This window comes from Rheinheimera sediminis, from assembly GCF_004005375.1.
Lineage (GTDB): Bacteria > Pseudomonadota > Gammaproteobacteria > Enterobacterales > Alteromonadaceae > Pararheinheimera.
The window spans coordinates 1-21021 of record NZ_RZUF01000040.1; the positions used below are offsets into that span (position 1 = coordinate 1).

Here is a 21021-nt window from a genome sequence, read left to right on the forward strand (position 1 = left end):
ATTGACACCGAGAGGCTAATGGGTGACCCCACGGTTTAAAGCTTACGAACCCAGATATTGCGGAAACTGACACTGTCACCGTGATCTTGTAATTTCAGTGGTAAGCAGCCGTGTGCTTTGACTTGCGGCGGCCCTATCCATTCAGTGGTACCGGCAATTTCAGTATGGTTTTGCAGCAATACACCATTGTGCAGCACTGTGACATAACCAGGCGATAAACGCTTTTCACCATCAAAACGTGGGGCTTTGTAGATAATGTCGTATTCCTGCCATTCACCTGACGGACGGGTTGCGTTCGCCAGCGGAATAGTTTGTTTATACACAGCACCAGCCTGACCATTAGGGTAAGTGTCATTCTGGTAGGAATCTAAGATCTGGATTTCGTACATTTCTTGTAAAAAGATACCGCTGTTGTTACGCAGCTGGCCTTCTTTATCCATCCGATCTTTACCTACACGCCACTCCAGATGCAGCTGAATATCGCAAAATGACTCTTTACTGCGAATATCGCCTGTACCAGGTTTGACTGTCAGCACGCCATCTTGCATAGCCCACTGCGCTGCGGCGCCTGTATTTACTGAGGTCCACTGCGACAAATTTTTATCCAGCAGTTGTATCGCATCTGAAGGAGCCTTGCCTGCTGTGGCAGTGACTACAGGAGGAACAGGAGTCCAGACTTCGGTTTTAGTAGCTAACGCATGGCGCTCTGCATCAGTTAATTTGCTAAAGTCTGTGGCGGCCAGAGCAGCAGTGCTTAGTGATAAAGCCACGCTAATCCATACATAATTCATTATAAATACCTTTAAAAAGGCGGAGTGAACCGCCTGTTGAATAAACCAGCCGGCTCAGGTCGCCCAAGCGCGATCGCCCTTTTTATAGGGTAGATTGCCATCATAACGACCTGGTATAGCAACATACCTCAGTACTTCAGTAGCGCCTACTTTCGAGGTAAAAAACACCATCAGAGTCAGCTGCTTAAGCAAGATAAAATAATGAGGTGCCGGGCCAGAAGCTTGTTTGGCTTCCTGATCCAGCTTTGACAGTAATTCATGTTTCTGCGCTGCAGTCAGTTGCATAAAATCTTTACCAAACTGCTTTTTCGCCAGGGCTTTGATGGTTTTTAAGCCTTCAAAAAAGATAGTTTGTTGGGGCAGATCATAACAATCAGCCACCATCACCGCCATCACCGCACCACAGCCCGCATCTTTGGCACCCGGAGTATCGGTTTTTGGCAAAATAGTTTCGGCAATTTCATCCAAAAAGGCGATATCTGGCGCAGTAAAAAGCGCTTTACCCGCGTCTGCTGACTTCAGGTCGGCGGCCCATAAATCGCCGCCCACCATTGCCATGCCAGTAGCAGCAGCAATCATTTTTAAAAGGTCACGTCTGTCCATATTACAGGTCTCCCTTTTTCAATGCGTCTACTGCATAAGCCGCAGCTCGGGCAGTCAACGCCATGTAGGTTAACGACGGGTTCACACAAGAGGCTGACGTCATTGCAGCACCATCTGTGATAAAGACGTTAGGTGCGTCCCACACCTGGTTAAAGCCATTCAGTACTGAGGTTTTTGGGTCACGCCCCATACGAGCTGTGCCCATTTCATGGATACCCTTACCCGGATGACATTCTCCGTTAAAACCCCCGACATTTTTAGCGCCGCCAGCTTCAAGTATGTCGATACCATCCTGCATCATGTCTTTACGCATTTTAATTTCGTTGGCTTTAAGCTCTGCATCCATCGCCAGTACTGGTAAACCCCACTTGTCTTTGACGGTGCGGTCCAGCGAAATTTTATTGCTGTGATCCGGCAAAATTTCACCAAAACCACTCATACCAATAGTCCAGGTGCCAGGTTCAGCCAACGCATTTTTCAAGTCGGCGCCAATGCCAAGCTCACCCACATGACGTTGCCAGCCCTGACGGCTGGCAGCGCCCTGATAACCAAAACCACGTAAATAATCACGTTTATCCCCACCCCAGTTACGGAAGCGTGGAATATAAAAACCTGTAGGACGACGGCCAAAATAGTACTTGTCGTCAAAGCCCTCTATCTCACCAAAAGCACCGGCATTTAAGTGGTGATCCATCACGTTGTGACCCAATTCACCGCTGCTGCTGCCCAAACCACCTTCCCAGATATCAGTGGCTGAATTCATCAGCACCCAAGTCGAGTTAAAGGCTGAAGCGTTCAGGAACACTATTTTGCTGGTGAACTCGTAAGTCTGCATGGTTTCACTGTCCAGCACTTCAACACCACGAGCACGTTTTTTGTCTTTGTCATACAGCACTTGCGTCACAATTGAAAATGGCCGCACAGTTAAATTGCCGGTTTTCATCGCCACAGGCAAAGTAGAAGACTGAGTACTGAAATAAGCACCAAAAGGACAACCTAACCAGCATTTATTGCGATATTGGCAATTGACGCGGTTTTGTTCAGGTTTGGGCTGCGAAATATTGGCAGTGCGGCCACAAATCAGATGACGACTGCCACCAAAAGCTTTTTTCAGCCGCTCTGAGACAGATTGCTCCACCACGTTTAGTGGAAAAGCTGGCAGATATTGGCCATCAGGCAATACATCCAGGCCATCACGATTGCCTGAAATACCAGCAAAACGCTCGACATAGTCATACCATGGCGCAAGATCCTTATAGCGAATAGGCCAATCTACCGCTATACCTTCTTTTAAGTTGGCTTCGAAATCAGCTTCGTTTAAACGGTAACTCTGGCGACCCCAGAGTAAAGAACGCCCCCCCATATGGTAACCACGGAACCAGTCGAAGCGTTTAATCTCAACATAAGGCGATTCATCTTCACGGGCCCACATGCCGTAGGTGCTTTCATTCAGCGTATACTCCCGCTTCAGCACAGGATGCATGTCCTTCATCTTTTCAGTCGCTTTATCGCGGTGCGGATAATCCCAGGCCTCTTTAAAGGCATTGGTGTAGCCTTTGATATGTTCAATATCACGACCACGTTCTAATAATAGAACTTTAAGGCCTTTTTCGGTCAGCTCTTTGGCGGCCCAGCCACCGCTGATGCCGGAACCGACCACTATGGCGTCGTAATGGTTCTGCGCAACTGTCATCTTGTTGTCCCCTGTTGGGCGGGTTTTGTACCAGTCATATCAGGATGACTTTGGCTACATGCCCTGTTTTCATTATATGTGGCAAAGCGGTCAAGCCGCTTTGTCCCGGTTTAAACGTCACAAATACGGATAGCCTGAGCCAATGACTGCGCTCTGCCTTCTTTAGTTTTGGGTGTTGGTACAAATTCCTGCGCCAGGTAGCCGGTAAAACCTATGTCACGGATAGCGCGAGCTATGGCAACGTAGTTCAGCTCCTGCGAGTCATCAATTTCATGGCGGCCTGGCACACCTGCAGTGTGATAGTGGCCAAAATACTGATGGTTATCTTTGATAGTGCGGATAATGTCACCTTCCATAATCTGCATATGGTAGATGTCGTACAACAGCTTAAAGTTTTGTGAGTTCAGGCGTTTACAAAGCTCGATACCCCAGGCTGAACTGTCTGCCAGATAATCAGGGTGGTCTACCTTGCTGTTAAACAGCTCCATTTGCAGTACCACACCACGCTTTTCTGCATGAGGTAAAATTTGCTTTAAACCTGCAACGGCGTTTTGCAATGCCGTTTCTCTGTCCATACCGCGAGCGTTGCCACTAAAACAAATCAGGTTTTTGTAGCCAGCCTCTGCTACCAGATCGATGTGAGCTAAATAGCGTTTAATCAGCTCTGGATGAAACTTAGGTTCAGACCAACCATCGACCAGATTCAGTTCGGCACCATTACACATGGAGCTATCCACGCCATGCTTTTTCAGCACAGGCCAATCTTCAGGCCCAACTAAATCTATCGCAGTGAAACCTAAGGACTTCACCAGCAGACACAGCTCTTCAATGGACAAATCGCCATAAGTCCAACGACTGACCGAATGACGGATATTGCCTTTAAGCGCACCGCCAGATGCCGCAGTTGCAGCACCTGACGCCAACAAAGCTGAGCCCAGTACCGAAGCGCCTATAGCGCCAGCGGCCAGTTGTTTTAACAATTCACGGCGCGCTAATTCAGGCTTCATGGCTGTTTGTCCTCGGTTTGTTGCAGTGGCTCATTCTTGAAAATCAGCGCAAACAGCACCAGCACCACGCCAGCAAAAACTGCAGGGAATAACCAGATAGAACTCCAGTCTGTCGCCTCGGCGCTGCTGTAAGCCTGAGTTATTTGACCAGCGACGCTAAAGCCAATCAACATACCTATACCGTAAGTGGCCAGCGTGATCAGGCCCTGAGCAGCACTACGGATTTTTACGCCTGCTTTGCTGTTGGTATAAATCTGACCAGAGACAAAAAAGAAGTCATAACAAATACCGTGCAGCGCTATACCTATCACCAGTAACCACAAGCCCTGCCCTGCGTCGCCGTAAGCAAACAACACATAACGTAATACCCAGGCAGCCATACCTAATAACAAGGTCCAACGAATGCCAAAACGATTTAAAAACACAGGTAAAGCCAACATAAACAACACTTCAGACACCTGACCTAAAGTCATTTTTCCTGTGGCATTTTCAACGCCTATTCCGGTTAGGAAAGGGTTGGCATTTTGATAATAAAACGCCAGTGGAATACAAATCAGCACTGAAGCTAAAAAGAACAAAGCGAAGTTACGATCTTTTAACAGAGCCAGTGCGTCTAAACCCAACAGCTCGCCCAGTTTCAGCTGCTGACCACGACCTGCAGGAGGAGTTGCAGGCAAAGTAAAGCTGTACAGACCTAAAGCTAGCGAAGCTACAGCACACATCAGGAAGGTATTTTTCAGCGCGCCCTCTGCTATCGCCTGCTGAGCATCCCAGCCAAAGGCATAACTGATGACTAAACCTGCAGCTATCCAGCCGATAGTGCCCCAAACGCGGATTTGACCAAACTCCAGTTCAGGTTGTTTTAACTGACCAAAAGACACTGAGTTCACCAGCGCCAGCGTTGGCATATAAGCCAGCATGTAGCCTAACACCAGTGGATAAAAGGTTGTGAAATCAGAGGCCTGATACATAAAGTACATCAGTACAGCACCAACGATATGCAAAATACCCAATAAGCGCTCAGCGTTAAAAAAGCGGTCAGCAATCAAGCCAACGATAAAGGGCGCAATGATGGCGCCCCAAGACTGAGTGGAAAAAGCCATGCCCGTCTGCGGAGCTGTAGCCTGCAGGTTCTGGCTTAAAAATGTACCCAAAGTGACAAACCAGCCACCCCAGATAAAAAACTGTAAAAACATCATACTGCACAAGCGTATTTTTATGCTGTTCATTCTATTCGTCTTCCCCGTTGATGTTTTACCCTTTATCAATAAAGCTGCAGGCATAGGCTCAGAGCCCTCTACCTGCATCATCATTAATGATTTTGGGTAAATAATGAGTTCTTAATTTTTATTATGCGATTACGGTTTTAACCCTAAGATCCGGCAGTTACGCGCCTCGTCTGTTTTTGCTCCGGCAAAGTCATCAAAAGCTCGGCCAGCCTTTTCAATCAGGTGAGACGCGATAAATGGAGCCCCTTCGCGCGCGCCCTGGCTTGAATCTTTTAAACAACATTCCCATTCCAGCACAGCCCACCCCTTGAAACCGTATTGGGTCAACTTGCTGAAGATGCTCTTAAAATCAACCTGGCCGTCGCCTAAAGAACGGAAACGTCCTGGTCTGTTGACCCAGTCCTGATAGCCGCCATAAACACCGCTGCGGCCATTAGGACGGAACTCAGCATCTTTGACATGAAACATTTTGATTCTGCTGTGGTAACGGTCAATAAAATCCAAATAATCCAGTTGTTGCAGCACAAAGTGGCTTGGGTCAAACAAGATATTGGCTCGAGGATGGTTGTTGGTCGCAGCTAAAAACAGCTCAAAGGTTGCGCCATCATGTAAATCCTCGCCTGGATGGATTTCGTAGCAAAGATCAACACCAGCTTCGTCAAAAGCATCAAGAATAGGCATCCAGCGTTTAGCTAATTCAGCAAAACCCTGCTCCACTAAACCTGCAGGCCTTTGTGGCCATGGGTAGACTAAATGCCACAACAAAGCACCGGAAAAGGTCACATGGGCTGTTAAGCCCAGATTCTGGCTGGCTTTAGCTGCCAGTTTTAATTGCTTGATAGCCCACTCTGTGCGTTCTGCAGGTTTACCCCGCAGCGCTTCAGGTGCGAAGTTATCAAACAACTCGTCGTAAGCCGGATGCACAGCCACTAACTGGCCTTGCAGGTGCGTCGAAAGTTCGGTGATTTCCACACCTGCAGCGCGGCACTTGGCCTGGATCTCATCACAATAGGCCTGACTGGTCGATGCTAATTCCAGGTCAAAAAATGCCGGATTATTGGTCGGAACCTGAATGCCCTTGTAGCCCAGGTCCGCAGCCCACTTCGCCATACTGACCACATGGTTAAAAGGCGCTTCGTCGCCCATAAACTGAGCCAGGAATATGGCTGGCCCTTGAATCTTATTCATCTGTAGTCCTTGAGCCAGCACCCTGGCTAATCAAAAAATTGAACACTCGCGTCTTAATCAATGGCAGATACAGCAAGCCATTTTTCATTACTGTGCTGACTGCGGCTGACAGTTTCAATAAAGGCCATGCCCCGCATACCGGCTTTGATGCCCGGCACACCAGTTGGAGTGCCTTTTTCACCAGCCCGGATAGCAGCAGCAAAATCACGGTATAAATTGCCCATAGCTTCTAGATAGCCCTCTGGGTGACCGGCTGGCAAACGACAACGACGGGACGCTTCAGCCCCCAAACCAGCCTGGCCTGCACCAGCACGCAACACTTTCACCGGAGCACCATGAGGTTTTACCAGCAGAGTATTAGGTTCCATCTGGTGCCACTCCAATCCGCCTTTATCACCATAAATACGGATTTTCAGCGCATTTTCTTCACCGGCACAAATTTGGCTAGCCATTAAAACTCCGCTGGCACCAGCGTCAGTGCGGAACAAAGCGGCGCCGTCATCATCAAGGCGGCGGCCTGGCACATGGCTTTTGAGTTCGGCACAAAGTTCAGTAATACGCTGGCCGCTGATAAATTCAGCCATACCAAAAGCATGAGTACCGATATCGGCCATACAGCCACTGGCGCCAGCCTGAGCTGGATCAGTGCGCCAGCTGGCTTGTTTGTTTCGGCTGCTTTCTAAATCTTCAGTCAGCCAGCCTTGAGGGTATTCAACAAAAATTTTGCGGATAGTGCCCAAAGTGCCGTTTTGCACCAGCTCTTTGGCTTGCCATACCATGGGGTAACCAAGATAAGTGTGAGCCAAGCCATACAAGGAATTACTGGCGATCAGCTCTACCGCCAGTTGCTGAGTTTCAGCTAAAGTCACGCCAGCAGGTTTTTCACAAAACACATGAAAACCTGCAGCTATAGCAGCGCGGCTGATAGGGACATGCAGTTGATTGGGTGTCACTATCACTAAAAGCTGCATGCGCTGGTCTTCAGGCAACTTAGCCTCTTGTTGCAATAACTGCTGCCAGCTGCTGTATAGACGAGCAGGATCCAGACATAAGTCTGCACCAGTACGTTGATTGTTTGCAGCATCGCGGCTAAAAGCGCCACAGACCAATTCAATCTGGCCATCCAGAGCCGCTGCATGACGATGCACAGCGCCAATAAAAGCCCCCTCACCGCCGCCAACCATACCCATTCGGATTTTTTGCTTACCTGGAGTGTTCATGTTTTTCCTTGTAGTAGACAGCCTGCTTGACCAGTAAGACTGTAGAACAAAAATGAAAGCGCTCAAAAATGTAACGGATTACATTTTGTGTCGTCAATAGAAAATCCGCTGTTTGTCGCAAATCTTGCACTTAAATTCAACAAAACCAAAAAACCCTCGCACCAGCTAAGAGCATTTGCACTAATTAAGCCAAGAGTCTTTGCTAAAACCGTCTTCACTTTTGCAACAAAGTGCTTTATAAATGATATCGGTTACATGTGGCATTTATCAAAAATAGCTTACGAGAGCTGGGTTGGTTAAACAGATGCACAGTGTTGAATATCCAGATAAAATCGAGAGCAAAACCACAAGATGAAAAGTATTCATGTCCACTATTCGTGATGTAGCGCAACAAGCCGGTGTTTCTGTAGCCACAGTATCCAGGGCTTTACAACAACCTGATCTGGTGTCATTAAAAACCCGGACTAAAGTACTGACTGCTGTCAAGCAACTTGGCTATAAACCCAATATGATGGCCGTAAAATTCCGCTCTGGTAAAACCAGAAACCTTGTCGTACTTGTACCTACTGTAGCTAACGTCTTTTTCGCGCGGGTGATCAGCGGCATGCAACAAGCGGCTCATGACAAAGGCTACTCGTTACTTTTGTGCAATACCCTGGCTGATGAAGAGATGGAACAAAGCTATGCCCGTATGGTGCATACCTCACAAGCAGACGGTTTAATTCAACTGCGGGCTCATAATCCTTTTGCCCAACTGGAAATGAAACCAGGCACAGTATTGCCTATGGTCAATGCCTGCGAGGTGCTGGATCGGATTGCATGTCCCACAGTGCTATTGGACAACAGAGCTGCAGCCTGCGCCATGACAGAACATTTACTGCAGCTTGGGCATAAACGCATAGCAATGATTAAAGGCCCCGCTCGCAGTCCCCTGACACGTGACAGAGTGGCAGGTTACCGTGACGCTCTTGAAGCAGCAGGCGTTGTTTTTGATGAAAGTCTGCTGTATCCGGGCGATTTTACTCTGCAATCCGGGCATAAAGCCGCCATCGAGTTATTGGCTTTGCCACAAGCCCCAACAGCGCTGTTTTGTGAAAACGACGAAATGGCGATAGGAGCCATTCAAGGCATTAAACAAAAGGGCTTTTCTGTGCCAGGCGATATATCTGTAGCTGGTTTCGATGATATTTCTTTTGCCGCCTTCGCCGATCCACCGCTGACCACTATAGCTCAGCCCGCTGAAGAATTTGGCAGTACAGCGGTCAGCTTGTTAATAGATTTAATCGAAGGTCGTTTGGGTAAAGCACCTAAAGTCATTTTACCTTTTGACCTTATTCAACGTGCCAGCACAGGTCCTGCTCCGGCAGGGTTCAGCTGACCTTATCTAACCGGCTGGCTTACGCCACCAGAGCAGGAGTTACACATGCCATACGACCATTCAATGTTCAAACAAAAGCCAGAACTGCTGGATCAGCAAAGACGGAAATTTCTGAAACTCAGTGCATTGAGCGTGGCAGGTTTTGGCCTGGCCTCGTTGCCGCTCTCAGCAGAAACAAAAGTTGCAACTGCGCCAGCCAAAGTAGTACCCGGCTTGCAGCTTTATACACTGCGCGATTTGATGTCACAAAGTGTGGCCGACACCTTAAAACTGGTGGCAGGTGTGGGTTATACCCAGCTCGAGTTTGCCGGGCATTTTGATCAAACACCCAAGCAAATAAAACACATCATGGACAATGAAGGCCTGACCGCGCCATCAGGCCATGTGCCTTTAGAAGTAATGCAGCAAAATCTTGATTTGGTGATAGAACAAGCCCAGGTGATGGGCCACAAATTTATAGTATTGCCTTACCTGACAGATGAACAACGTAAAACTTTAGATCAATACAAAGCCTTAGCCGCTTTTCTGAATAAAGCAGGTGAACGTATTCAGGCCGCAGGTATGCAGCTGACTTACCACAATCACGATTTTGAATTCTTCAAACTGTCCGGCGAGGTGCCCTACGATGTATTGCTCAATGAGACAGACGCCAAGCTGGTGCAAATGGAGCTGGATTTGTACTGGGTGGTTAAAGCTGGCCTGGACCCGCTGGATTTATTCGCCAGACAACCAGGCCGTTTCCCGCTCTGGCATGTAAAAGACATGGACAAAGCTGGTGGCTTTGCAGATGTCGGCAAAGGTGTCATTGATTTCAAACCTATTTTTGCCAAGGCACAAGCTGCTGGTTTGCGCCACGCTTTTGTAGAGCGTGATCAAACCGACAACAGAGTAGAAACCATTCGCCAAGGCTTTAGTGCTTTAAGCATGTTATTAAGCTAAGTAACCTGATGAACTCGGGATAAGCAGTGCCACTGAATAGACATCTTTTAGCGCCTCTCTGCGTTGCTCCGTCTAGCCATAGCTTGCTATGGCTAAACGGAGCGCCTTGAGATCAACAAAAATCTGTGTATTCAGTCAGCAAAGACTTTGGTTGTTTAACGTAACAATGTTATTTCGTTGATTTAATTCATTACATCGAAAAAAGTCGACACTCATTATCCCTAGGTCAGGTTAAGCATTCACTGCTGTTAAAATAACCGGGTTTTTAACCCGATTATTTTTTANTAGGTCAGGTTAAGCATTCACTGCTGTTAAAATAACCGGGTTTTTAACCCGATTATTTTTTATCTGCTTCATCTTTTTTACCGCCACAGCCATTTAAAAGTTGATTATTTTCTGGACAGACTTGACATCCGCTAAATTCAGAAGTAAAACGATTAAGAGGTGAATTAGAAAAGTTCACCTGATGATTAAAAAAAGCAACTCCATAGCAAGACACTGCTGTCAGTTGCTTTTTTATAAAGACAAAACTTAATCGATTAAGATTGTTAGCCATCTGGTCATCAAACATGCATGACAAAGGCAGAACAAAGCTCAATGATTAATGCAGAAATCACTACTACACTAGTACAGATAATAAAAAACACTTTGATGCACCATAAGTTGACAACAGGATAATTCGATATGAAAAGACAGATATTTAAACCAGCCTTGTTATCTTTAGCCGTTTCCTCAGCGCTCTGCTCTGGCCACCTGCTTGCTCAAGAAACAGACAAAGCAGCGGACAAAGTAGAGATCATTGAAGTCAAAGGTATTCGTGGCTCATTAATCCGTGCTCAAGCGGAGAAAATGGGTAACTCTTCGATTGTAGAATCCATCTCAGCTGAAGATATAGGCAAGTTACCTGACTCTTCTATTGCAGAATCTTTATCTCGCTTGCCTGGTTTATCCGGTGAGCGTGTTGGTGGCCGCACCTCTGGTATTTCTGTACGTGGTTTCAAAGAAGACTTCACAGGTACTTCTCTGAACGGCCGTGAGCTGATAGGTATAGGTGACAACCGCGGTGTGGAATACGATTTATACCCATCAGAAATCATGACAGGTGCAACAATTTTTAAAACCACTGATGCCACCCTTATGGTACAAGGCATTGGCGGTACAGTTGATTTGCGCACAGTGCGCCCTCTGCAGGCTAAAGAAACACTGACAGTGAACGCGACTTATGAAGCCAATCAAAGCGACTCAGACAACCCTGAGTTCGACAACAAAGGCAAACGTATTGCCTTGTCCTTTGTCGAAAAATTTGCTGACGACACCATAGGTCTTGCTATTGCTGCAGCGACTACAGAATCTCCTAACAACCAACGTAAATATGGTGTTTGGGGTTACAGTGAAAATGACGCTGGGCAGATACTGCCAACTGGTTTGGATACACAATCCATCAGCACCGAGTTAGAGCGCGATACCATTTCTGCCGTATTGCAATTCCGTCCTACCGATAAATTGGATATTACTCTGGATGCCCTGGATATCGACTATTCTGACTCTGGCGTATTACGTGGTTTTATCGAGCCCTTCTCATCCGCTAATGTCACTGGTTCTGGTGCAAACTCAACCGGAACTCAGGTCAATGCAAACCCGGTTCTGCGCACAGACCCACTACAAAAAGACGGCGAGTTGCAAGTATTTGGTCTGAATCTGGAGTATCAACTGAACGACAATTGGTCTGTTGAATTTGATGCAGCCTCAAGCGAATCAGACAAACGCGATTCCCGCGGCGAGTCCTATGCAGGTTTAGCTCGTTCCGGCGCATTGAACTCGTCGCAATTAGGTAGTCGCGACTTTGTAATGACACCAGATGGTATTTTCTTTACTGGCTCTACCGGCTTAGGCGCTTTTGCCGATCCTAACTTACTGCAGCTGACAGGCCCACAAGTCTGGGGTGGCGGTATGGCAAACCTTGCAGATCAATTCACTACTGGTGTGTTACAAGCCAATGGCGACCCTTACAGCTACTTCAATGCTCAGGATGGTTTCCTGAACTATGCCGACTTTACCGAAGAACTAAAAACCTATCGCTTTGAAACCGTTGGCATCATCGAAGATTTTTACATCAACAAAGTGACATTTGGTGTTAATTACAGCGATCGCTACAAAGACAAAGAAAACAAAGGCTTTTTCGCCACAGCGGAATCTTATCCGTTCTCAAGCTCTATTCCGTCCGCTTATGTATATGGTTTGGCCGATTTAAGCTGGGCAGGCTTTGGTCAGGTCGTGGCTTATGACGGTTTTGCGCCTTACAGAGACGGAACATACACATTAAATGACGCTGGTTTACTGGAACCCGATCGTTTAGGTGATACCTATGATGTTGATGAAGAAGTAACAACCTTGTATTTCAAAGGCGACTTTGAAAATGAAATTGGCGGTATTCCATATACAGGTAATATTGGCTTGCAATATGTTAAAACCGACCAATCCTCAAGCGGCTACATCGGTGTAGTCGGCGCTAACTTCGCCGTCTGCGACGCTAATAATGACAAAGTAATTGACAGCAATTGTGAGGTGACTCAGGGAGCAAGCTACAATCATGTGTTACCCAGCTTAAATATCAGCTTTGAAGTGGGTGACAATAAGTATGTTCGTGCTGCAGCTAATAAAACCATTAGCCGGGCCCGCATTGACCAAATGAAAGCCTCTGGTTTTGTCAAGTTCGACCAAAACATTGATTTGATTACTATCCCTAATAGCATGGCAGACGTTGAAAAGTACGGTACTCCCTGGTCCAAGTTCGCTGGTAACCCACTGCTAAAACCGCTGGAATCCAACAACTTTGACCTGTCACTGGAAAACTACTTTGAAACTGATGGCTATTTATCTCTGGCTTTCTTCTACAAGGATTTAGTGAACTGGACCCGTGATGGAAATAGCTTAATCAACTTCCGTAATGATGAAAGCAATGCCGGAGCCGACTACTTTATTCCTGGTTTCCACGACCGTATTATCGACCAGGACGGTACCTATGGTCCTGCCGATATCGCTTACTCAGCAGGTGATTTAGTCACACCACCAGATTATGGCTACTATTCATTTTTTGAAGATGGCCTGAAAGGTAAAGTCAGAGGTTTAGAATTCACAGCGAATACACCTCTGAGTATGCTGCACGATAGCCTGGAAGGTTTTGGTTTAGCGGCCTCGGCCACTATCATTGATGCCGAGCTGGAAGATGGTAGCCGTATCCCAGGTCAATCCGACCGTGTCTATTCTTTAACCGCCTACTATGAAATGGCAGGTTTTGAGTTCAGGGTTGCTGCGACAGACCGCTCTGATTTCAGCACATACCAGCGCGGTGGTTCCAATAAAATTGAAACCGCCTCCCGTAATGGTGTTCGTTTGGTGGATGCACAAATCAGCTATGACTTCACCCAAAGTCCATTCGATATGCTCGAAGGCCTGCGAGTGTCCTTACAAGGCACTAACCTGACCGACGTTGATGAAGAAACAGTAGATGGTAACGGTATTGTCACCACACGCCGTCAGTTCGGTCCTTCCTATATGCTGAACTTTAACTACTCCTTCTACTAAGAACGGTAGCAAGTCGTCACCTAAGCAAGCCCCTGAACAAACACAGTATTGTCAGGGGCTTTTTTTTAGTGGACTCTGTTGATAAATCCGAATAACAGCACTGAGGAATAACTTATGCAAACTCCAGTAAAAAAACTGGTGATCGCAGGAGGAGGCACAGCAGGCTGGATGGCAGCCGCTTTGCTGAAAAAAGTCTTTGCACACCAGCTTGAGGTAGAGTTGGTCGAATCCGAGGACATTGGCATTATAGGGGTGGGTGAAGCTACTATTCCGCCCATTCAGATTTTTAATCAGTATCTGGGGCTGGACGAAAAAGAATTCCTGCGCGAAACCAACGCGACGATAAAACTTGCGATCAAATTCGAAAACTGGCGGGTAAAAGGCGAAAGTTATTACCATACCTTTGGCGCACCAGGCGCTACATTGGGCGTAGCGAATTTTCAGCATTATTGGCTAAGAGCAAAAGAGCTGGGATTAACTCAATCTTTGTGGGATTTTGACTTAAATTATCTTTGCTGCGAGCAAGGTCTATTCAACAAAATTAAAACCCCTAACCCTGTGTATGACATGCCTTATGCCTATCATTTTGATTCCGCACTTTACGGCAAATACCTGCGAAAACTGGCGGAGCAAGCTGGCGTTGTCCGCACTGAAGGTTTAATTGAGCATGTAAAACAAAACTGCGAAAATGGTTTTGTACAGAGTTTGCTGCTCAAAGATGGACGCGAAGTAACAGGCGATTTATTTATTGACTGTACAGGTTTACGTGGTCTGCTTATTCGTAAAACTTTAGGCCTTGCCTACGAGCGCTGGGATCACTACCTGCCCGCCAATAGCGCTTTGGCTGTACCTACTGAACGTTTTGAACAAACCCTGCCTTACACCCGCAGCATAGCGCACAGCGCAGGCTGGCAATGGCGTATTCCACTGACACATCGCAACGGCAACGGCATAGTCTACAGCTCTAGTTATCTGAGCGACGAGCAAGCGTATCAGACGCTGATGAATAATCTCGACTCCAAAGCTTTGGCTGAACCAAAAAAAATCAGTTTCGAAACAGGCCGTACCACAGAGCAATGGCATAAAAACGTGGTGGCAGTTGGTTTATCCAGCGGCTTTCTTGAACCTTTAGAATCGACCAGTATTCATTTAATTCAATCCGCCATAGTGCGCTTGATGAAAATGTTTCCGAACCAAGGTATCAGCGAGGCCCAGGTGAGTGCTTACAATGCAGAGTCTAAAGATGAATTTGAGACCATCCGCGACTTTATTATTTTGCACTATCACGTCAACGAGCGTGACGACTCTGACTTCTGGCAGGATATGCGCAACATGGCTATTCCACATAGATTGCAGGAAAAATTAGCTTTGTTTAAAGAAACTGCCGGCATTTTTAATGATGCTAATGATATTTTCCGCGATTCATCCTGGCTACAGGTGATGCTAGGCCAAGGCCTTTTGCCTATCGACTATCATCCTTCTGCCCGCACTTATACAAAAGAGCAGTTGCTTGAGATGATGCAAAAAATCCGCATCGCTAAACAACAACCTCTGGCAAAACTAACCAGTCACGATGAGTTTTTAGCTTTATATACAGGGCAATAATATGGCATTCATGCATCGAATTGCGATAGTAGGCGGCGGAACTGCAGGCTGGATGACAGCTTGTTTAATGGCCAAGGCCTGGCCTGACGCTGATATCAGAGTCATTGAATCCCCTGATATAGGCATTATAGGGGTTGGCGAAGGTTCAACTCCAAGTTTGAAACGTTTCTTCCAAACACTGAATATACCCGACAGCGAATGGATGAGCGCCTGCAACGCCACTTATAAAACCAACATAGAATTTGTAGATTGGAGTCCAGCTTCAGGTCGTCAGAGTTACAGCCACCCTTTTATCTCTCAACCCGATCACTTTAGCGAAAGAGCTTTTTACTCCAACTGCTTTAGCCGACGAATGGGCATTGACGTAGAAACCCGCCCTGAAAAATTTTTACTCAATGCTTACCTGGCGGCTGCGGCCCGCGCCCCGGTAACTCCAGCCAATTTCCCGTTTCGTATCGAATATGGCTATCATTTTGATGCTTTCCTGTTGGGTCAGTTTTTACGCCAAAAGGCGACTGAGGCCAAAGTACAACTTATGCCACTTACCATAGCGCAGGTGGTACAGCAGCCAAATGGTGATATTAAAGAACTGGTAAGTCAGGATGGTCAGAGTGTCAGTGCAGATTTATTTGTCGATTGCACAGGCTTTGGCTCTTTGTTAATGCAACAAACTTTAGCCGTGCCTTTTGAATCTTTTGCCAGTAACTTATTCAACGACTCAGCCGTAGTGATGCCTACAGCTGCTTTGGCTAAACTCCCGGTCCAAACTAAAGCAACAGCGCTGTCCAATGGCTGGGCCTGGCAAATCCCACTGCAAAACAGGACAGGTCATGGTTATGTATTTAGTTCTGCCTTTATCACTGCCGATCAAGCAGAAACAGAGCTGCGTAGCCATCTTGGTTTGTTAGATGCCGATGTACAGGCCCGCCATTTAAAGATGAATGTTGGCCAATTAAAGCAGCACTGGCATAAAAACTGTTTGGCGCTGGGTTTAGCTCAGGGGTTTATTGAACCACTGGAAGCCACGGCTTTGCATCTGGTGCAAACTGCGGTAGAGATTTTTATCGATCAGTACTCATGCTCTGAAGCTACAGCGGCTCAACAATCTCGCTATAACCAGTTGATTACGGAGCGTTTTGATAAGGTACGCGACTATATAGTGGCGCATTACAAACTCAATAGTCGTGACGATTCAGATTACTGGCGCGCCAACAGAGCAAACACTGATTTATCAGACTCTTTGTTGCAGATCCTGGACTGCTGGTATCGTAAAAATGATCTCGATCAGGAGATCAAACGCCAGCAACTCAACTCACATTTTGGCACGACCTCCTGGCACTGCCTGCTGTCTGGGTATGGCGTTTATCCGGCTGTGGCCGAGCCGTCTACTGATATCAACCAGCGCCCTGATCCTTTTAAACAGATGCAACTGGAAGGTTTTTTCTCAGGTTGTCTATTGAATTTTATGCCGCAAAACGAACTACTGAGTATTTATCAAGGAAACTGAAATGAAGTGGATCCGTCTTTTTATTCTGGGTGCGGTCTTAAGCCTGCAGGTCGCAGCTGCAGAGCCATCAAGTGGACAAAGCTGGTTACTGAACTCACCAGATCAACAGATCACAGTGTCTTTGACCTTGTCAGATAAAAGCCTGAGTTACAGTGTGAACTACAAAAACAAAGCCGTGATTAAGCCCTCTGCTTTAGGTTTTGCCTTTAAAGATCAGCCGCTGCTGCAAGCTCACTTAAAAGCAGACAAAGTACAAAAGCTGAGTCACCACAGCAGCTGGCAGCCGGTTTGGGGCCAGCGTGCCAGCATAGTAGACCACTACAACGAAATCAGTGTGGATTTAAGTGAACAAGGCGACAAAGCCAGGCAAATGCAGCTGATATTCCGTGTCTACAACGACGGCGTCGCCTTTCGATATCTGCTGCCCAAACAGCCTCACTTAAACAAAGTTGTGATTAGTGACGAGCTGACAGAGTTCGCCTTTGCCCGTAACTTGTCTGCCTGGTGGATCCAGGCTTATCAGGATCAGCGTTTTGAATACCAGTATCTGAATTCAGCGTTAAGTTCAGTCAATGTGGCGCATACGCCGCTAACTTTGTTGGATAAAGGCATAGCAGTTTCTGTGCATGAGGCTGCTTTAGTAGATTACGCTTCTATGACGCTGCGAAATATCACAGACAATCACATCACCTTAAAAGCCGACTTAGTGCCCTGGGCCAATGGCGATAAGGTCTACACTCAAACCCCTTTTCAGACGCCATGGCGCACTATTCAAATTGCGGATTCGGAAGTGGCTTTACTGAACTCCGATCTTATTCTGAACTTAAATGAACCAGCCGCCAAAGATACAGATATAAGCTATATCAAACCCGGCAAATACATGGGTATTTGGTGGGAAATGCATATAGGCGAAAAAGATTGGTCGCCTGGATCCAAACAAGGCGCAACCACAGAGCGCGCTATGCAGTACATCGACTTTGCCAGTAAGCACAATATAGACAGCGTCTTGATCGAAGGCTGGAACACAGGCTGGGAAGGTGATTGGTGGCAGCGCCCGCCCACCTTTAGTTTTACTGAAGCTGTCAAAGGTTTTGATATAGAAAAAGTAAATAACTACGCCAAAAGCAAAGGCGTGACTTTAACAGGGCACCATGAAACAGCTGCAGGTATCCAGTATTACGAAAAGCAGATGGAACAAGGTTTTGCCTATTATCAGAAGCTGGGTATTCCATCGGTTAAAATGGGCTATGTCGGCACCAGGGTTGACCAAAAGGAATGGCATCATGGCCAGTATATGGTCAATCATTTTCAAAAAGTAACAGAAACTGCGGCCAGGCACCAAGTGATGATCAACGCCCATGAAACGGTCAAAGACACAGGCCTGAGCCGGACTTACCCGAACTTAATGACCCGTGAGTCGGTGCGGGGTATGGAATACAATGGCGGCAGCCCGGATACCGGCAACTTACCTAACCATACAGTGATTATTCCTTTTACCAGAGGTTTATCCGGCCCTATCGACTTTACGCCGGGCATTTTTAACTTCGACTATCAAAAACACAGGCCCAATAACAGAGTGCCCAGCACTTTGGCTAATCAGTTAGCCTTGTATGTCACCTTATACAGCCCGCTGCAAATGGCGGCTGATTTACCGGAGAACTATCAGGGCCACCCGGCTTTTGCTTTTATTGATGCTGTGCCAACTGACTGGCAACAAAGCCTGGCGCTGCAAGGCAAGATTGGGCAGTATCTGGTGATAGCACGACAGGATAAGCACTCAGACAATTGGTATTTAGGTGCGACCAGCAACGAAGAAGCCCGCACTATAGAGCAGCCTTTAAGCTTTTTAAAAGAAGGTGTTCGTTATCAGATGATTGCGTATACAGATGCGGCCGATGCGCACTGGGAAACCAATCCGGAAGGGTATGAAATCAAGCGCAGTGAAATCACAGCCAAAGATAAAATCACCCTGACTTTGCAAGCTGGCGGCGGCGCAGCTATTGAGTTTATTCCGCTAAATTGAACAGAGACAAAAGGGTAGAAACCACAAAGGCAGCCAAGGCTGCCTTTGGTTCACACAACAGTATTACCACTTAATCATGCCCCAGCGCCAAACGTCTGGCGGCTGGTTGCAAAAGATGATTCCACCACAGCCCCAGCATTAACAGTAAAGCAAAACCTGTTGCCAGGTAAAAACCATAACGCACATCCCCCATGGCATCACCCAGCAGCCCCATCAATAAAGGCCCTAAAGCTGCAGCTAAAGCGGTAAACGCCAGAATTAAACCTGCAGCAGCACCATGCTGATGACGGGGAAAACAACTAATGCCTTTGGAATTCAGTGTTGGATACATCATTGACATAAAAAGGCCTGACAACGGCATTAACCATAAAGCAGCAGCGACACCAAAATACATACTCAAAGCAAAACAGATAAAAATTGCGCTGCCAAACCAGGCCAATAAGGCGGTCCAGCTAAAACGCAACAGCAGCCACTCAGCCAAAAAGCGCCCTGCGGTGCGCAGAATAAAAAACACTGTAATAGCGTGGGCGGCCAGTATAGTGAAATTGCCATCATAACTTTGCAATAAGGTAGGTAACCAGACAAAAATAGCAACTTCAGTGGCGACATAACAGGCTATAGCCAGGGAAAAGCCCAGCGCATGTTTATCTTTCACCAAAGCCAGACTTTGCCAAACCGACGTATGCTGCTGAGGCTGGTAGGCCGGATAATCCAACCTTGACGCCATGAGCAATAGTACTGCACAAATCAAACCTGCCAGCAGATAAAGCTGAGTCCAATCCAGTGACGCTGCTATTAATAAACCCACCAAGGCAGGACCAAAAATAGCTCCCAGGCCAAAAAAACCTTCCACTCTGTTCATTAGCCGGGTGTGACTGTCCGCATCAGGACTAACGTCGCCCACCAAGGCCAAGGCGCCGGTTTTGAATAAACCTATACTCAAACCACTGACACCCAAAAGCAGCAGATAAAAGATAAAACTTTCACCAAAAATAAAAGCCACACAAGCTACGGCGTATAAAGCAAGGCCGGAGAGGATCACTTTTTTACGGCCAAAACGGTCGGCATAACGACCCAAAAACAATCCAGACAACCCAATAAATAGCATAGGGACGTAATGAAAGGCGGCGGCTTCGGTCAAGCTTAACTGAAACTGCGCTACCACTTGTGGAATAATCACGCCCACAGCATCTGTGGTCATGGCAAAGACAAAAAACATCAAACAGGTCATCCACTTTACCTGCGTAAAAGCACTGGGTGAAAGCGGCGAGTTACTGTGAGCCATCTGAACTTGTTGCATTGGTATTACCCTGTCGAAGTGCGCTTTTATATAGCGCTGGTTTTTATCAGGATCGTTAGCTTCACTAACCTAAGCCTTTTATCAGGCATGATCCATAAAACCGGCGCGTCTCCCTCCCCAGGGATTTGCCACAACGCATCCGGTTGGTCAGATTCATTCCATCTGATTGTGCTTTAAAGCTACAACTTAATCGTTTAAGTGGCAATAAAAAACTTCAAGTATCAAGCAAATTTATTTCAACTTGAAAGCAAAACCAGACATTAGTTTATCAAGGCTGTCATTTGCCCGAGTTCAAATTTTTATCTTGGTAGAAGTAATGGATAGCAAAGCGAACAACACAGAATAAATCAGCTGATAAACTCCTGATAAGCTGAGCTACTGCATAAACAACCTCTCGCGCCTTTCTGTGATGCTTAATCTGGCAACAGGTTGTTATGGCGTACATCGAAACCTTTTAAGATCCGCAAACATCTGTGTATTGGATCAGCCAGAACTCAGCATTAATAAAGTTCAGTACTTCACGAGTATTGTTACTCTTTGTAGGATAGTATTCGTTAACTCGATCAGGGAAACAAATAGACAGCCTGGTTCGAGTGATGCACATAACGCCATTTTCAGCGTCATAAACTAAGGCAGAACTCGGTAGTTTGAGCAAAGAAGCTATCGCTATCCCCCTGTTTCAGAGGCGAAATAACATAACCTGAGCAGCAAAGAGGGCATTCAAACTAAGCCTGAGCGAGTGATTACAGATGACAAAAAAGCTGATTATCAAGAGCGCGGATTACGCCGTAGCAGCTGGCACCAAACTGGATTTGCAACAATACGTCACTTTGGCTGACCCATTCTACAGTTCGCCAAAAGACTATAAAAAGCAGCTAAACGCCAGCACTCACAGTCTGAAAAAGGTTCAGGAATTATTTTACTGTTACCAACAATGCAAAACTGATCCACTC

15 protein-coding genes and 1 pseudogene are annotated in these 21021 nt (G+C 46.7%); 7 read left to right on the top strand and 9 right to left on the bottom strand.

The window, feature by feature from the left end; all coding sequences use genetic code 11:
• Positions 1-35: 35 nt before the first annotated feature.
• The 7 genes from EMM73_RS18680 to EMM73_RS18710 form a co-directional block, all read right to left on the bottom strand.
• Positions 36-791, bottom strand: a complete 756-nt coding sequence (locus EMM73_RS18680; protein ID WP_127688297.1) for a 3-keto-disaccharide hydrolase — start codon at positions 789-791, stop codon at positions 36-38.
• Positions 792-845: 54 nt separating this feature from the next.
• Complete coding sequence (locus tag EMM73_RS18685) at positions 846-1394, bottom strand: gluconate 2-dehydrogenase subunit 3 family protein (protein WP_127688298.1); 549 nt, start codon at positions 1392-1394, stop codon at positions 846-848.
• A gap of 1 nt (position 1395) precedes the next feature.
• Positions 1396-3087 carry a GMC oxidoreductase gene (locus EMM73_RS18690; protein WP_127688299.1) on the bottom strand — a complete coding sequence of 564 codons (1692 nt, stop codon included), beginning with the start codon at positions 3085-3087 and terminating at the stop codon, positions 1396-1398.
• A gap of 110 nt (positions 3088-3197) precedes the next feature.
• Positions 3198-4094, bottom strand: a complete 897-nt coding sequence (locus EMM73_RS18695) for a hydroxypyruvate isomerase family protein (RefSeq protein ID WP_127688300.1) — start codon at positions 4092-4094, stop codon at positions 3198-3200.
• Positions 4091-5323, bottom strand: coding sequence for a nucleoside permease (locus tag EMM73_RS18700; protein ID WP_127688301.1), 1233 nt, complete (start codon positions 5321-5323; stop codon positions 4091-4093). Before EMM73_RS18700 ends, EMM73_RS18695 begins: the two co-directional genes overlap by 4 nt.
• A gap of 129 nt (positions 5324-5452) precedes the next feature.
• Complete coding sequence (locus EMM73_RS18705) at positions 5453-6511, bottom strand: sugar phosphate isomerase/epimerase family protein (protein ID WP_127688302.1); 1059 nt, start codon at positions 6509-6511, stop codon at positions 5453-5455.
• 53 nt (positions 6512-6564) lie between these two features.
• Positions 6565-7731, bottom strand: coding sequence for a Gfo/Idh/MocA family protein (locus tag EMM73_RS18710; RefSeq protein WP_127688303.1), 1167 nt, complete (start codon positions 7729-7731; stop codon positions 6565-6567).
• Positions 7732-8095: 364 nt separating this feature from the next.
• On the opposite strand from EMM73_RS18710, the gene EMM73_RS18715 reads away from it, so the two are divergent.
• Entirely contained in the window at positions 8096-9109 is a 1014-nt protein-coding gene (locus EMM73_RS18715) for a LacI family DNA-binding transcriptional regulator (RefSeq protein ID WP_127688304.1), read from the top strand.
• 45 nt (positions 9110-9154) lie between these two features.
• The gene (locus EMM73_RS18720) at positions 9155-10048 is read left to right on the top strand and encodes a sugar phosphate isomerase/epimerase family protein (RefSeq protein ID WP_127688305.1); all 894 of its coding nucleotides are present in this window, start codon (positions 9155-9157) and stop codon (positions 10046-10048) included.
• A gap of 337 nt (positions 10049-10385) precedes the next feature.
• Here the strand turns inward: EMM73_RS18720 and EMM73_RS18725 are convergent, their stop codons facing one another.
• Positions 10386-10604: a hypothetical protein gene (locus EMM73_RS18725; protein ID WP_127688306.1), complete on the bottom strand. Its 219-nt coding sequence runs from the start codon at positions 10602-10604 to the stop codon at positions 10386-10388.
• Between the two features lie 128 nt (positions 10605-10732).
• Between EMM73_RS18725 and EMM73_RS18730 the strand changes: the two genes are divergently transcribed.
• From EMM73_RS18730 to EMM73_RS18745, 4 genes are all read left to right on the top strand, one after another.
• Positions 10733-13633 (top strand): TonB-dependent receptor, encoded by a 2901-nt coding sequence (locus EMM73_RS18730; protein ID WP_127688307.1) that lies wholly within the window; start codon positions 10733-10735, stop codon positions 13631-13633.
• Between the two features lie 114 nt (positions 13634-13747).
• A complete protein-coding gene (locus tag EMM73_RS18735; protein ID WP_127688308.1) occupies positions 13748-15238 on the top strand; it encodes a tryptophan halogenase family protein in 1491 nt (496 codons plus the stop codon).
• A gap of 1 nt (position 15239) precedes the next feature.
• A complete protein-coding gene (locus EMM73_RS18740) occupies positions 15240-16745 on the top strand; it encodes a tryptophan halogenase family protein (RefSeq protein WP_127688309.1) in 1506 nt (501 codons plus the stop codon).
• Position 16746: 1 nt separating this feature from the next.
• Positions 16747-18768 (top strand): glycoside hydrolase family 97 protein, encoded by a 2022-nt coding sequence (locus EMM73_RS18745; RefSeq protein WP_127688310.1) that lies wholly within the window; start codon positions 16747-16749, stop codon positions 18766-18768.
• 70 nt (positions 18769-18838) lie between these two features.
• Here the strand turns inward: EMM73_RS18745 and EMM73_RS18750 are convergent, their stop codons facing one another.
• Positions 18839-20068, bottom strand: a complete 1230-nt coding sequence (locus tag EMM73_RS18750) for an MFS transporter (protein ID WP_222422705.1) — start codon at positions 20066-20068, stop codon at positions 18839-18841.
• 749 nt (positions 20069-20817) lie between these two features.
• On the opposite strand from EMM73_RS18750, the pseudogene EMM73_RS18755 reads away from it, so the two are divergent.
• Positions 20818-21021: pseudogene (locus EMM73_RS18755) on the top strand (hypothetical protein); the annotation flags it as partial.

Coding starts and splice junctions, on each gene's coding strand:
- EMM73_RS18680 (WP_127688297.1), bottom strand. CDS start 791: ATGAATTATGTATGGATTAGCGTGGCTTTATCACTAAGCACTGCTGCT.
- EMM73_RS18685 (WP_127688298.1), bottom strand. CDS start 1,394: ATGGACAGACGTGACCTTTTAAAAATGATTGCTGCTGCTACTGGCATG.
- EMM73_RS18690 (WP_127688299.1), bottom strand. CDS start 3,087: ATGACAGTTGCGCAGAACCATTACGACGCCATAGTGGTCGGTTCCGGC.
- EMM73_RS18695 (WP_127688300.1), bottom strand. CDS start 4,094: ATGAAGCCTGAATTAGCGCGCCGTGAATTGTTAAAACAACTGGCCGCT.
- EMM73_RS18700 (WP_127688301.1), bottom strand. CDS start 5,323: ATGAACAGCATAAAAATACGCTTGTGCAGTATGATGTTTTTACAGTTT.
- EMM73_RS18705 (WP_127688302.1), bottom strand. CDS start 6,511: ATGAATAAGATTCAAGGGCCAGCCATATTCCTGGCTCAGTTTATGGGC.
- EMM73_RS18710 (WP_127688303.1), bottom strand. CDS start 7,731: ATGAACACTCCAGGTAAGCAAAAAATCCGAATGGGTATGGTTGGCGGC.
- EMM73_RS18715 (WP_127688304.1), top strand. CDS start 8,096: ATGTCCACTATTCGTGATGTAGCGCAACAAGCCGGTGTTTCTGTAGCC.
- EMM73_RS18720 (WP_127688305.1), top strand. CDS start 9,155: ATGCCATACGACCATTCAATGTTCAAACAAAAGCCAGAACTGCTGGAT.
- EMM73_RS18725 (WP_127688306.1), bottom strand. CDS start 10,604: ATGGCTAACAATCTTAATCGATTAAGTTTTGTCTTTATAAAAAAGCAA.
- EMM73_RS18730 (WP_127688307.1), top strand. CDS start 10,733: ATGAAAAGACAGATATTTAAACCAGCCTTGTTATCTTTAGCCGTTTCC.
- EMM73_RS18735 (WP_127688308.1), top strand. CDS start 13,748: ATGCAAACTCCAGTAAAAAAACTGGTGATCGCAGGAGGAGGCACAGCA.
- EMM73_RS18740 (WP_127688309.1), top strand. CDS start 15,240: ATGGCATTCATGCATCGAATTGCGATAGTAGGCGGCGGAACTGCAGGC.
- EMM73_RS18745 (WP_127688310.1), top strand. CDS start 16,747: ATGAAGTGGATCCGTCTTTTTATTCTGGGTGCGGTCTTAAGCCTGCAG.
- EMM73_RS18750 (WP_222422705.1), bottom strand. CDS start 20,068: ATGCAACAAGTTCAGATGGCTCACAGTAACTCGCCGCTTTCACCCAGT.